The following is a 14,236-nucleotide window of genomic DNA, read 5'->3' as shown; positions in this document are numbered from 1 at the left end:
AGTAGCACAAAACTACTGCCTTTTTTAGTTAACGCATGCACGTTTTTTGTGCTTGCGATTCCATTTTAATCAAGCCAGTTTTCGCATACAAAAAAGCATAAAGATCAAGAAAAATATTTTCGTTTGCGGTTAAGAATAAACCGATCCAAAAATCACACTTTTCTTCATCCAAGTGCGCTCTTTTCTCATCGGTAAGTGTTTACTTACAGTTTTTTGTAATTTTGCAAGTTATCCACAAGTCATCCAGAGTCTGTGCCTTGAAAACAGATGCCAATAGCACTATCTTGTAACCCGAAAACATTAGTACCCCTATATGTTGTGTTTGAACTACAATATGTAGATAGACTTTGATCACAAAGCCACGAAGAAATTTACAGTTGTTTCAATAGAAACACACAAAAATAAGGCTTTTATCAGTTTTGTTAGGGAAAGAAAGCAGAATGAACCAACAACTTACCGTCACCAAGCGTGATGGCCGTAAAGAAAACATCGATCTAGAGAAGCTCCATCGCGTGATTACTTGGGCCGCCGAAGGCCTAGACAACGTCTCTGTTTCACAAGTAGAACTGCGCGCTCACATTCAGTTCTATGATGGCATCACGACGAGCGATATCCACGAGACTATCATCAAATCTGCTGCTGACTTGATTTCTGAAGAGACGCCAGATTACCAATATTTGGCGGCTCGTCTTGCAGTCTTCCACTTGCGTAAAAAAGCATACGGTCAATATGAGCCACCAACGCTGTACGATCACGTTGCGCGCCTCGTTGATATGGGCAAATACGACAAGCATATCCTTGAAGACTATACCAAAGCAGAGCTCGATGAGCTGGATGCTTACCTCGATCACAAACGTGACCTCGATTTCTCTTACGCAGCTGTAAAACAGCTTGAAGGTAAGTATTTCGTGCAAAACCGTGTAAGTGGTCAAATCTACGAAAGTGCACAGTTCCTGTACATTTTGGTAGCCGCTTGCCTATTTGCAAAATACCCAAGAGAGACACGCCTAGATTACGTTAAGCGTTTCTATGACGCGACATCGACCTTTAAGATTTCGCTACCAACGCCAATCATGTCTGGCGTGCGTACACCGACTCGTCAGTTCAGCTCATGCGTTCTGATCGAATGTGGTGACAGCCTAGATTCGATTAATGCGACAGCGAGCTCTATCGTACGTTACGTTTCTCAACGTGCGGGTATCGGTATCAACGCAGGTCGTATTCGTGCGTTGGGGTCTGAAATCCGTGGTGGTGAAGCGTTCCACACGGGTTGTATTCCGTTCTACAAATACTTCCAAACTGCCGTGAAATGTTGTTCTCAGGGTGGTGTGCGTGGTGGTGCAGCAACAGTATTCTACCCAATGTGGCACGGCGAAGCTCGCTCACTCATGGTACTGAAAAACAACCGCGGCGTTGAAGAAAACCGTGTCCGCCACATGGACTACGGCGTTCAGTTGAACAAACTGATGTACCAACGTCTAGTTGAGGGTGGCAACATCACTCTGTTCTCACCATCCGATGTCCCAGGACTTTACGATGCGTTTTTCGAGAACCAAGCGGAATTTGAACGTCTGTATGTGAAATACGAAAACGATCCGTCAATTAAGAAAGAGACGGTAAAAGCGCTCGAGATGTTTACATTGCTCATGCAAGAGCGTGCGTCTACTGGCCGTATTTACATTCAGAACGTGGACCACTGTAATACACACAGCCCGTTTGATGCAGAAGTCGCACCAGTTCGCCAGTCAAACTTGTGTCTGGAAATTGCACTGCCAACCAAACCACTTGCTAACGTAGAAGATGATTCAGGCGAAATCGCGCTCTGTACCTTGTCGGCTTTCAACCTTGGTGCAATCAACACACTTGACGATCTAAAAGAGTTGTCTGAATTGGTGGTGCGTGCTCTGGATGCACTGCTTGATTATCAAGATTACCCACTACCAGCGGCGTACAAATCAACGATGAACCGTCGTACTTTGGGTGTGGGTGTGATCAACTACGCGTACTACCTTGCCAAACATGGTGTGAAATACTCAGATGGCAGTGCCAATGGTTTGACTCACCGTACGTTTGAAGCGATTCAGTACTACCTATTGAAAGCGTCGGTTGAGTTGGCGAAAGAACAAGGTAAGTGCCCACTGTTCCACGAAACCAACTATGCAAAAGGCTTAATGCCGATCGACACGTACAAGAAAGACATCGATTTGATCTGTGATGAACCCCTTCATTACGACTGGGATGCACTGCGTGCTGAGATTATGGAACATGGTCTACGTAACTCGACACTCACCGCGCTAATGCCTTCCGAGACCTCTTCTCAGATTTCTAACGCGACGAACGGTATCGAGCCACCACGTGGTTATGTGTCGGTCAAAGCATCGAAAGACGGTATTTTGAAGCAGGTTGTGCCTGACTTCATCGAGTTGAAGAACAACTATGAGCTATTGTGGAATATCGGCTCAAACGATGGCTACCTACATCTTGTTGGTATCATGCAGAAGTTCGTAGACCAAGCCATTTCGGCAAACACGAACTATGATCCTTCTCGCTACGAGAGCGGTAAAGTGCCAATGAAGAAACTGCTTCAAGATTTGCTCACCGCGTACAAGTTTGGCGTAAAAACGCTTTACTACCATAACACCCGTGATGGCGCGAAAGACGAGCAAAAAGACGCAGTTCAACCACAAGATGACGATTGTGCAGGCGGCGGTTGTAAGATTTAATCTTCCCCACCCATAATCGAAACCAATACAGACTATCGAATGCCTCCCCTGAAGGGGAGGTTAAAAGGAATTGAGGCATCATGGCTTACAGTACTTTTAACCAAACTAAAAATGACCAGCTCAAAGAACCGATGTTTTTGGGCCAATCGGTTAACGTTGCACGTTACGACCAGCAAAAGTTCGAGATCTTTGAAAAGCTGATCGAAAAACAATTGTCTTTCTTCTGGCGCCCAGAAGAAGTCGACGTATCGAGCGATCGCATCGACTACAACAAACTGCCTGATCATGAGAAGCACATCTTCATCTCAAACTTGAAGTACCAAACGCTGCTTGATTCGATCCAAGGCCGTAGCCCGAACGTGGCATTGCTTCCGTTAGTTTCTCTTCCTGAGCTAGAGACATGGATTGAAACTTGGTCTTTCTCTGAAACGATTCACTCTCGTTCTTACACGCACATCATTCGTAATATCGTCAATGATCCAAGTGTCGTGTTTGATGACATCGTCGAAAACGAACATATTCTTAAGCGTGCGAAAGATATCGCACACTACTACGATGATTTGATTCAATTGACCAACGACTACCACCGCTTTGGCGAAGGTGAGCACGTGGTGAATGGCGAAACCATTAAAGTTAGCCTGTACGAACTGAAGAAAAAGCTCTACTTGTGTCTGATGTCCGTTAACGCGCTCGAAGCCATTCGCTTCTACGTGAGCTTTGCATGTTCATTTGCTTTCGCAGAGCGTGAGCTTATGGAAGGCAATGCAAAAATCATCAAACTGATCGCTCGTGACGAAGCACTGCATCTTAACGGTACTCAGCATATGATTAACCTGCTGCGCAATGGTCAAGATGATTTCTCTTTCATGCAAATAGCAGAAGAAGCCAAGCAACAGTGTTTTGATTTGTTCAAAGAAGCGGCTGAGCAAGAGAAAGAATGGGCAGAATACCTGTTCAAAGATGGTTCGATGATTGGCCTGAACAAAGACATTCTTTGTCAGTACGTTGAATACATTACCAACATCCGCATGCAAGCCGTTGGTCTTCCAGTCGCGTACCCGAATGCAACCTCGAACCCAATTCCTTGGATTAACGCTTGGTTGTCTTCTGATAACGTGCAAGTGGCACCACAGGAAGCGGAAATTTCCTCTTACTTGGTAGGACAAATTGACAACGAAGTTCACTCAGACGATTTTGAGGGCTTTGAACTCTAATGCCTAAAATCCGCATCAACAAACTACACAGTTTTGAATCTAATCGTGCTAACACCATTTTGGAAACGATGGAACAAGCAGGGTTGCTGCCAGAATATAACTGTCGGGATGGGCACTGTGGTGCATGTCGCTGCAAGCTTGAGTCTGGCGAAGTGGAGTATGTGGGTTTTGCCATGGCCTATACGCAAAGCAATGAGATTTTGCCGTGTATCTGCCGCGCGAAAACTGATGTGATATTGAGTGACGTCAATTACGTGATGAAAGAAAAACGCGCTTAGTGTTTTTGACCGAAAGACAAAGAGCCAGCAAAAATATGCTGGCTCTTTTCATTTCTGCGTGGGCAAAAACAAATCGCGCTTAACCCAACAGATTTATTTCACGAGACTGCTCGGTACAAACATCTCTTTGACTTTTGTCACCGAGAAATACTCACCAAACATCGGTTTCTTTTCCAAATAGCGGCGTAATAAATCTGCAGCCACCGTGCTAATCACTCTACTCGCGTCTTCTTTACCATATACTCGATTGAGCTCAAGCACCATGCCCCACTCACCACCATGTGCTGATAACGCCACAGAGAATTGTTTTCCGTTGAGTTTACCGGTCACCAATGCCAGATCCGTCGAACATTTTTCACGCGTCGCTCCTGCCAAGGCAAAGACGGCAGCCAGCGGATTGCTGTTATCAATGCTCTCACTGCCTTTCGCCGACAACACCCAAGCATGACCACTTTGCTCTGCAATGTTGTCATCCGATTGCAACCAACTCGCTAAATAGCCAAAACTACTCTGTTCAGCGGTTGCCAAGGTGAGTCCTTTCTCTTTCAACATATGACCTATGTGCTGCGTCATCGACTCATCGACACTCACCACGTTGCCTTCCAGCAACTTGTAAATCAGCTGCATTACCTTGACACGTTCATCAAGGGCATCTTTTGGTCCAAACAGTTTCACTTCAATAAATGGCAAACTTGAGCGGTAACCTAACTCGTAGCCTTGAGGCAGCTTCAGTGCATCGAGCTTATCTGAAATGCCAGACTCAGACAGGCCAAACGTATACAAACGGCTACATTGAAACGCTTCGTTGTCTGGCCATTGTTTTTTCAAATCTGGCAAAATCTGCGTTTCCACCATCACTTTGAACTCACGTGGCACACCAGGCGTAAAGTAAAATACCGCCTCATTGATATTCATTTTGAAACCACACGCAGTACCAATCGGGTTATCTACAATCTCGGCTATTTCAGGCAACATGGCTTGTTTCAAGTTGCTGTCCGGCATAGGGCGATTGCGCTCACGGTACATCTCTTCCATGCGAGTCAACCACTCTTTAAACAGCACAATTTTACATTCGGCGGCTTTGGCTGCCGCTGCCGAACTCATATCATCTGTGGTTGGTCCTAAACCACCATTGACGATGACGACATCATTGTTAAAGCTCAGCATGAGTAGCTCTTCGACCAAGGCATTCATTTGATCCCCAACGGTCGAACGCTTAGTCAGGGCAAAGCCTTGCTCATACATGACGCTTGAAAGCCAAGCGGCATTCGTGTCGACAATGTCACCCTGAAGGACTTCTTCACCTGTACTCAACATGGCAATTTTCACGAATCGTATTCCTTAAATAATCTGGAGTCATTCACTCTTAAAGCGATATATTTCGGTTAGACCAAACTCTTACGCCAATTGTTTCGGCTAAATTGATGACAACTGTTCCCATAAAGGTCACTTTAAGGGATAATTGTGAACTCGATCATCTAACACAACTTGGAGACCTTTTGTGTCAAAGCAAATCTTAAAAACTACAGCTTTGAGTGGACTCATTCTTACCGCTTCTGCATCTGCTACCGAACAATACGACTTCAGTAAGCATATAGAATTTTCATACAGCACAAACTGCCTTCAAGAGTACTGTGTCAGCGACAACTTGTATAGCTACAAGCCTGCTACTACGTTGTCTTTAGATGAGCCGAGCAATGAACTGAATTTGGACGCCGGTACGCAACCTAAGCACTACATTGTCCCGCAAGATAAAGACTGGGACTATCTGATGGGCCAAACTTACACCATTCTTGGTTTGAGTGTAGCGACAGTAGGCTTGATGACTTTGTTACCAGAAAGCATTACCAAGTGGGATGACGATGCTCGAGACATCAGTAATCTAGGTAGCAAGTGGAAAGACAACGTTTCCTCGGGTCCAGTATGGGACCGCGACGAGCACTTCTTAAACTACATCATGCACCCATATTTTGGTGGTGTGTACTACACAGCAGCACGTCACGCTGGATACAACGAATTTGAATCGTTTCTTTACTCTTCTGTCATGTCGACGTTCTTCTGGGAATACGGCGTAGAAGCGTTTGCAGAAGTACCATCATGGCAAGATATCTTCATTACGCCATTTTTCGGTGCCGTGGTTGGTGAAATCATGCTCGAAACGGAGCAAAACATTATCGCCAATGGTGGTGAAGTTTTAGGATCCGAAACCGTGGGCGATGTGTCACTGTTTTTCCTTAACCCTGTTGGTCATATCCATTACTGGGTCAGTAACGCTTGGGGTGGCAGTGCCGAAGTCAACTTTGTTTCTAATCCTTGGTTTGGTAATCAGGATGCGGCCAAATATGCCTTAGACTCTGGCTACGCTTACGACAACCAGTTCTATGGGTTTGATTTCAAAGTCACATTCTAACCAGCCATTTTTGTATCGGGCGACCTCAACGGTCGCCCTTTTTGTGCCCTACCACTGAATTTCTCCATCCACTTTGGGGATTAGGTGAAAAACTTGACCTTAGTCAAACCTGTCATACATCGATAGCTTCTACACTGAAATCAGACAAGGATTATTTCTTTTAATCAACAAGTTGCTTGATGTGTCAGGGGGAAGTTATGAACAGTGTATTCATCGTTAATTTCGTTGGTAGAGCCTCTCCAACAACGATCAAACAGTTAGCGGCTATTACTCATGAAAATGGGGGTAAATGGCTAATCAGCAAGGTTAACTTCATTGAAGACCAAGTGGCCGCAGTGATTAAAATTGACATGCCGTCACAGCACGTTCAAACCGTTAAAGATGCCTTCAGCTCTCACCCAGACTTGATTGTTCAGTTTGTGGATTCAGACTCAACGATTCACGACAAAGAAACCATCTTCCAACTTCGTCTCGATTCGAATGATCGAGCCGGTATTGTCAATGAGATCACTCACGTGCTCGACAATCAAGGCATCAGCATTCTTGACATGGATTGCCAACGCGTATTTATTGCTGGCGGTGGTGGTGTAAGCTCCAGTTTATTTACCGCTAATATGGCGATTAAATTGCCTGTCGAGCTCGATATAGAAGACGTCGCCAACGAGCTAGAATCCTTGAGTGAAGACACTCGCGTGATTATCGAGTCTTAACAAACAAAAAGAGCAGCCAACTGGCTGCTCTCCTTTCTTACTCTATATAACCATAACCGGACTTACTGTACCGACCAAAGTGATAATGTACGTTTAAAGTCTTCGTAGCCAAACTCGTTGAGTTTCTGAATTTCACCATTGGTGCGCTCACAGTATACGGAAGGCATCTTCAGACCGTTGAACCAGTTCAGTTTCACCATAGTGTAACCTGCACTATCAAGAATGTGCAGACGCTGGCCAACTTGCAGAGGCTGGTCAAACTTAGCCACACAGAATTGGTCACCAGCCAGACAAGAACAAGAACCAATCACGTACTCATGTTTGCCATTTTCTGATGCTTCAAGCACTGATGCAGGTTCTTTGTAGATCAGCGTATCAAGGCGGTGTGCTTCTGTTGCAGAATCTACGATTGCCGTTTTCATGCCGTTTTCAACCAAATCCACCACGGTCACAACCAAATCGGTGGTTTTAGTGATGATCGCTTCACCTGGCTCTAGATACATCTGTACGCCGTGCTTCTCAGAGAACGCTTTCAGCGCTAGACCCAGTTTTTCTACATCGTAACCTGGCCACGTGAAGAACACGCCTCCGCCCATGCTGACCCAATCAAGTTTGTTGAGGTAAGCACCAAAACGCTCAGAGATGGAATCCAGTAGCGCGATGAAGGCGTCCACATCTTTGTTTTCACAATTCATGTGGAACATGACGCCGTTGATGCTATCAAATACTGCCGGATCAATATGATCAGCCTGTACACCTAAACGTGAGAATTGGCGAGCGGGATTTGCCAAATCTTGGCTTGCGTAACTCACACCAGGATTCAAGCGCAAACCGATAGATGCTTTGCCTTCAACGATATGACGGTGTGCTGCCAGCTGAGACTGTGAGTTGAAAATGATTTTATCGCACAGTTCCGCAACTTCACGAACATCATCTTCACTATACCCCACACTGTAAGCGTGTGTTTCGCCACCAAACTTTTCATAACCTAGCTTCACTTCGAACGGGCCTGAGCTCGTCGTACCGTCTAGGTAAGGTTTGATGATGTCGAATACACCCCAAGTCGAGAAGCACTTCAGTGCTAATACCAATTTAACCCCAGAAATTTCTTTTAACTGCTTAGCAATCTCTAGGTTTTGGATCAACTTTGCTTCGTCAATCATGAAAAATGGAGTTTTCAATTGCTCTTTGTTCATCTTTATCATCACTTTAACTGAACAAAGCCGGTGCAACGCACCGGCTTGAAGATAGGACTGAATAATACAGCGAAAGGCTTACTTCAGTGTATGAATCGTTGGTTGACCCGGTGTTAGCTCTAGCACATCCCAGTCCAAACCAATGGCTGGCATGGTTTCTAGGAACGGATCTGGATCCAACTGTTCCATGTTGAATACGCCAGCCTCTGCCCAAGCACCGCGGAAATACTGCAGTGCAGCAGTAATCGCAGGAACACCTGTGGTGTAGGCAATGGCTTGGTGCTCGACGTCTTTGTAAGCAACTTCGTGGTCTGCGTTATTGTAGATGAACACACTACGCGCTTTGCCGTCTTTCTTACCTTGAACCCAAGTACCGATACACGTCAAACCGGTGTAACCTGGAGCCAAAGACGTTGGATCTGGCAACATCGCTTTCAACACTTGCAGAGGCTGAACCACAGTACCGTCATGGAGTGTTAGTGGCTCTGGGCTCAACAAACCGATGTCACGCATGCAGTTGAAGTAGTTTAGGTAACGATCACCAAAACCCATCCAGAATTCAATACGCTTAGCAGGAATGAACTCTTTCAGCGAGCGAACTTCATCGTGCGCCATTGAGTACACTTTGAAGTTGCCACATTTCGGGAAATCAAACTCTAGCATACGAGTATGACAAGGAACGCGCTTCCACTCTTCGTTTTCCCAGTAGAAAGAATCCCCTTGGATTTCCAATAGGTTCGTTTCTGGGTCAAAGTTGGTTGCAAATTTCTTACCGTGATCGCCTGCGTTGATGTCCATCACGTCAATGGTATCGATCTCATCAAATAGGTGCTTCACTGCATACGCTGCGAAAACAGAAACAACGCCAGGATCGAAACCCGCACCAAGGATGCCCGTGATGCCCGCTTCTTCGAACTTAGCACGGTATTTCCACTGTTCGTCGTAAGCTTCTGGTACTTGCTGACCTTCACTACATAGGTCAACCGCTACCGATGTATCTAGGTAAGACACTTTCGCTTGGTAACACGCTTCCATAATGGTCAGGTTTACCCAAGGAGGGCCTGCATTGATAACCAAGTCAGGTTTTACTTCCTTAATCAGTGCAACCAGCGAGTCCACATCGTCAGCATTCACAGCACGAGCTTCAAGTTTCTTACTTGAATCTTTCAGGTTGTTACGACCATGAATCGATTCAATGATCTTTTCACACTTGTCTAAAGTGCGAGAAGCGATAGTAATGTCACCTAGAACATCGTTGTTTTGTGCTGCTTTGTGTGCAATTACCCAGCCTACGCCGCCTGCACCAATTTGTAAAATTGCCATAGTTTTCCGTTACCTTTATTGCGCTAGCTCAGCCGCTAGAGTGTTGATTTTAGATAGTAAAGATTCAAAATCTGACATCTTCAGACATGGGTTAAGAATCGTGAATTTCAGCGCTGTTTTGCCATCAACGATTGTTTCACCCAGGACTGCCACACCGCGAGTCAGTGCCTCCAGTCTCAGCGTTTTATTCAACTCATCCAGATCCGAACCTAGAGTAGAACGGAACAAGACAGTGGATAGTGAAGGCTCAGCCAATAATTCGAAGCCTTCTGTATTACGCACTAAGTCAGCCACCTCAAGTGTTTGACCTAGAATGTGGTCGTACATCGCGCCTAGCGCTTTCGGACCCACGTTTTGCATCGTCATGAACACTTTCAAAGCGTCAAAACGTTTAGTAGTTGCGATCGATTTGTCCACCAAGTTTGGTAGTTCATCGTGTTCGCGGTTTAAGTAATCGGCATGGTGCAACAAGAACTTGAAGTTCTGCTTGTCGTTAACAAGCACAGCACCACAACTGATTGTTTGATAGAACAGTTTGTGGAAATCAACACTCACTGATTGCGCACGCTCAACCCCTTTTAAGCGCGCTTTCTGACTGCTCAGAATCAGAGCACCACCGTAAGCACCGTCAACGTGCATCCACAGATCGTGTTTTTCTGCCACGTCAGCAATGGTGTTCAAATCGTCAATCGCACCGTGGTCTGTCGTACCGGCTGTACCCACAACAGCAAATGGAATCAAACCTTCGGCTTTCGCCTGCTCTACCGCAGCTTCCAGCTTAGTCACATCCATTGTGCCATTGGCATGTGCATCGATGGTCAAAACCGCTTTTTCGCCCAAGCCCATCCAAGAAGCGGATTTTTGCACTGTGAAGTGCGACTTCTTAGAACAGATAATGCGTAGTTTGTCAGCGTAATCTGGAAGACCAAGCTTCTGGATTGAGTGGCCACTCAGTTTGTCTGCAATCCAATCACGAGCCAGCATTAGGCCCATTTGGTTGCTTTGAGTACCGCCACTGGTGAAGATACCGTCTGCTTTCGCACCCAGCTCATACTTGTCGCACAGCCAGTTAATCACTTTCTGTTCAACGTAAGTGGCAGATGAAGATTGATCCCATGAATCCATAGATTGATTCAATGCAGCGATCATTGCTTCTGCAGCCACCGCTGGCATCAGTGGAGGCGTGTGCAAATGCGCGATACAGTCAGGGTGCTGAGTAAAGATTGAGTTCTTAACAACGAGCTCTGTTGTTTCGTCGATGATCGCTTTAAGTGGTGCGTTTTTGTTGTCTAGATCAACCGCGTAAATCGCAGATTCTAACGCTTTCGGATCCATACCTGAGTAAGGTGCATCCACTTCTTCAAACGCGTTCTTCAGTGCCGCAGTCGTGTGGTTCATCACCGATGCGAACTCTTTGCTACCGTTTACGCCGGTGTGGATAAAGTGTTTTTTCCACTCGGCATTTTCTTCAACCGCTTTTAGATTGCCACCCGCCGCGAGAATCGCTTCTTCCAGAATGCGTAGGGCAAAATCAAGCTGCTCAAAAGAGATGATCAGAGGAGGAAGGAAACGGATAACCGAACCGTCACGACCGCCTTTCTCGACCATCAAACCGCGCTCTAGCGCAGCACGTTGAATGGCAAGAGTCAGCTGACCATCAGAAACAGGCTCACCAAACTTATTCAACTCTGAGCCTGGCTTACGGATTTCAACGCCCAGCATCAAGCCTTTGCCACGAACTTCCGCAATACAATCGACGCGTTGTTGGATTTTTTCCAAGCCGTGACGTAGGTACTGACCTGCCACATTTGCGTGTTCAACAAGCTTATCACGCGTGATAATTTCAAGCGCTTTTGCACCAGAAACCATCGCGAGCTGGTTACCACGGAAGGTACCCGTGTGTTCACCCGGACGCCATGTGTCATGCTTTTTGTTAATCACTAGTAGCGACATTGGTAGACCACCACCAATGGCTTTAGATAGACACAATACGTCAGGCACAATGCCCGCTTCTTCAAACGCGAAGTGATAACCTGATTTGCCGACACCACATTGGATCTCGTCGAAAATCAATAGCATACCGTGTTCGTCACAGATACGACGAAGTTCACGTAACCAAAAAGCTGGAGCAGGAATAACACCGCCTTCACCTTGCACAGGCTCAACAATGATCGCTGCCGGTTTCATGATACCCGCTTCGTCATCATTAAGCAGACGTTCGATGTAACGAATACTCGCTTTTGCACCTTCGTCACCACCCAGTCCAAACGGACAGCGTAGGCTGTATGGGAAAGGCATAAAATGCACATCCGACATCAAACCAGTACGACGAGCTTTGGTATTCAAGTTACCCATCATACCCATGGTACCGTTCGTCATACCGTGGTATGCACCGCGGAAAGCAAACATGGTGTTGCGACCAGTAGTTTGTTTCGCCAGTTTGATGGCCGCTTCCACAGCATCCGCGCCAGATGGGCCACAGAACTGGATCACACAGTTGTTGCTAAGCTCTTCAGGTAGGAAGGCTTTTACCGATTTGATGAAATTGGTTTTTGCTGTCGTCGCAATATCAAGTGTTTGATATGGAAGACCAGAATCGAGCTGCTCTTTTAGCGCTTGATTGATTTCCGGGTGGTTGTAACCCAGTGCCAAAGTACCCGCACCAGCAAGACAGTCCAAAAAGATCTGACCGCGAGTATCTTCCACTAGACAGCCATAAGCCTGCTTAATTGCGATAGGCAAACGGCGTGGGTAAGAACGTACTTCTGACTCGTGCTCAGCCTGATCAAGTAACACTTGATCTGGCGTTAAATCATAAATTCCTTCAACAACAGGAACTTGAGAAGAAAAGATAGTCGCGATAGTGTTAGTATCGACTTCAAAGGCGGTGCTCATACATTTTCCCTTGAAATAAAAAAAATGATTCTCGCCCCCGGCGCACTCAGTAACTCTTAGTACGTAATTGGGACATGACCAAGCCTTCCGATTGGCGTTAAATAACGGGTACGGAATAGCGACCATTACATCGAATGGTAAAGTATCGGTCTTAAAATCAAGGCTCGGTAATGCTTCTGTTTTGCAAAACAGGGCATTCAGGAAGTATGAAGCTGATTAATGTGTGATTATTAAAAAAGTTCAACGTTGGGTTTCCCATTTACATGCCGCTGCTTAAGCAACATTAGTATCCCGTCTATCGACAAAAGGCTCTGTCGATACCTACCCTACGTAGTGTCACAATCAGCTTGAATGGTCACTACGCGTGTCCCCCAGAACTACTGTCCGAGATTGCGCGCGAATTTAGCACAATTAGAAATAGACTGGCAACAAGTTTTAATAATAATTTTGCTGATTAGCTCGCACTATAAAATGCAAGAATAGAGAATAACAAGAAGAAAACGGGACGAAACGACACCACACGGGCAACATCGACTTGAAGAATCGCTGAAAACAAAAAAGCCCAGCATTTCTGCTGAGCTTTTGTGTTTGGAGCGACACACGAGGTTCGAACTCGTGACCTCAACCTTGGCAAGGTTGCGCTCTACCAACTGAGCTAGTGTCGCATCTGTTCTTTCGAACGATATTAAATGGTGCCCCGGGCCGGACTTGAACCGGCACGACTCGAAAGTCGAGGGATTTTAAATCCCTTGTGTCTACCAATTTCACCACCAGGGCACACAAAACTTGTTATGGCTTGCACCATGTCGATATCGCTTTCGCCATATCTTAAAATTTGGAGCGACACACGAGGTTCGAACTCGTGACCTCAACCTTGGCAAGGTTGCGCTCTACCAACTGAGCTAGTGTCGCAAATGGAGGCGCGTCCCGGAGTCGAACCGAGGTCCACGGATTTGCAATCCGCTGCATAGCCCCTCTGCCAACGCGCCTTACATCCCCCTTAAGAGGTTGTTCTCTCTTGGGTACGGGATGCATTCTACCCATTCATTAAAACGAGTCAACACTATTTTTTGTTTTTAAATCGTTTGAGCACAAAATATGCTAAAAGCCACAAATTGCTCATTTWAAGGCAGACTTTYCCACATAGAGTCAAGATTATCTAGAATAATCCTTGTCTTACACAACTTATACTTACGCCTTGATCGCGAACTTCACGCATAAAAAAACGGGCTTGCGCCCGTTCAGACTGCTGACAAAGGTCTAGCTTTCGAGCTAGACCTTTGATCTAATAGGGGTATCGAAATATGGATACTCCGATATGCTTCAAGAACCCACCCCGCAACAATACGAACTGGAAATGGTGACGATGGAACAGTTAGTTCCTAAAGACCATTTAGTGCGCAAAATCGATAATGCTATCGACTTTGAATTCATTCGTGATGAAGTCGCTCATCTTTATTGTAAAGATAATGGGCGTCCACCTGTTG

At 45.9% G+C, this 14,236-nt stretch carries 10 protein-coding genes, 4 tRNA genes and 1 pseudogene; 6 read left to right on the top strand and 9 right to left on the bottom strand.

Annotation, left to right across the window (positions count from 1 at the left end; all coding sequences use genetic code 11):
- Positions 1-28: 28 nt before the first annotated feature.
- Complete coding sequence (locus tag CIK04_RS33470; protein WP_325205728.1) at positions 29-172, bottom strand: hypothetical protein; 144 nt, start codon at positions 170-172, stop codon at positions 29-31.
- Between the two features lie 268 nt (positions 173-440).
- On the opposite strand from CIK04_RS33470, the gene nrdA reads away from it, so the two are divergent.
- The 3 genes from nrdA to yfaE all read left to right on the top strand — a co-directional run bounded on the left by nrdA (position 441) and on the right by yfaE (position 4,215).
- Entirely contained in the window at positions 441-2,723 is a 2,283-nt protein-coding gene (nrdA, locus tag CIK04_RS20170; protein ID WP_097353076.1) for a class 1a ribonucleoside-diphosphate reductase subunit alpha, read from the top strand.
- Positions 2,724-2,803: 80 nt separating this feature from the next.
- On the top strand, positions 2,804-3,937 hold the full coding sequence (gene nrdB, locus CIK04_RS20165) for a class Ia ribonucleoside-diphosphate reductase subunit beta (protein WP_011080847.1): 1,134 nt from the start codon (positions 2,804-2,806) through the stop codon (positions 3,935-3,937).
- Positions 3,937-4,215, top strand: coding sequence for a class I ribonucleotide reductase maintenance protein YfaE (yfaE, locus tag CIK04_RS20160; protein ID WP_017422333.1), 279 nt, complete (start codon positions 3,937-3,939; stop codon positions 4,213-4,215). Before nrdB ends, yfaE begins: the two co-directional genes overlap by 1 nt.
- Positions 4,216-4,308: 93 nt before the next feature.
- On the opposite strand, the gene CIK04_RS20155 is transcribed toward yfaE, so the two are convergent.
- Positions 4,309-5,544 carry a CinA family nicotinamide mononucleotide deamidase-related protein gene (locus CIK04_RS20155; RefSeq protein WP_097353077.1) on the bottom strand — a complete coding sequence of 412 codons (1,236 nt, stop codon included), beginning with the start codon at positions 5,542-5,544 and terminating at the stop codon, positions 4,309-4,311.
- A gap of 184 nt (positions 5,545-5,728) precedes the next feature.
- Between CIK04_RS20155 and CIK04_RS20150 the strand changes: the two genes are divergently transcribed.
- Entirely contained in the window at positions 5,729-6,625 is an 897-nt protein-coding gene (locus CIK04_RS20150) for a DUF3943 domain-containing protein (RefSeq protein ID WP_176463392.1), read from the top strand.
- Positions 6,626-6,822: 197 nt separating this feature from the next.
- Complete coding sequence (locus CIK04_RS20145; protein ID WP_026060845.1) at positions 6,823-7,335, top strand: glycine cleavage system protein R; 513 nt, start codon at positions 6,823-6,825, stop codon at positions 7,333-7,335.
- Between the two features lie 62 nt (positions 7,336-7,397).
- On the opposite strand, the gene nspC is transcribed toward CIK04_RS20145, so the two are convergent.
- The 7 genes from nspC to CIK04_RS20110 form a co-directional block, all read right to left on the bottom strand.
- Positions 7,398-8,531 (bottom strand): carboxynorspermidine decarboxylase, encoded by a 1,134-nt coding sequence (gene nspC / locus CIK04_RS20140; protein WP_097353079.1) that lies wholly within the window; start codon positions 8,529-8,531, stop codon positions 7,398-7,400.
- Between the two features lie 78 nt (positions 8,532-8,609).
- The gene (locus tag CIK04_RS20135; RefSeq protein WP_017422337.1) at positions 8,610-9,854 is read right to left on the bottom strand and encodes a carboxynorspermidine synthase; all 1,245 of its coding nucleotides are present in this window, start codon (positions 9,852-9,854) and stop codon (positions 8,610-8,612) included.
- A gap of 15 nt (positions 9,855-9,869) precedes the next feature.
- On the bottom strand, positions 9,870-12,749 hold the full coding sequence (locus CIK04_RS20130) for a pyridoxal phosphate-dependent class III aminotransferase (protein WP_097353080.1): 2,880 nt from the start codon (positions 12,747-12,749) through the stop codon (positions 9,870-9,872).
- Between the two features lie 589 nt (positions 12,750-13,338).
- Positions 13,339-13,414 (bottom strand) — tRNA-Gly (locus CIK04_RS20125).
- Between the two features lie 25 nt (positions 13,415-13,439).
- Positions 13,440-13,526, bottom strand: a tRNA-Leu gene (locus tag CIK04_RS20120).
- Between the two features lie 59 nt (positions 13,527-13,585).
- Positions 13,586-13,661 (bottom strand) — tRNA-Gly (locus CIK04_RS20115).
- 3 nt (positions 13,662-13,664) lie between these two features.
- A tRNA-Cys gene (locus tag CIK04_RS20110) sits at positions 13,665-13,738 on the bottom strand.
- 329 nt (positions 13,739-14,067) lie between these two features.
- Here CIK04_RS20110 and CIK04_RS20105 point away from each other — a divergent pair.
- Positions 14,068-14,236, top strand: a pseudogene (locus tag CIK04_RS20105) (IS5/IS1182 family transposase); the annotation flags it as partial.

The sequence above is a fragment of the Vibrio sp. 03_296 genome, from assembly GCF_002265885.1.
This window is presented reverse-complemented; position numbering and strand designations above follow the sequence as displayed.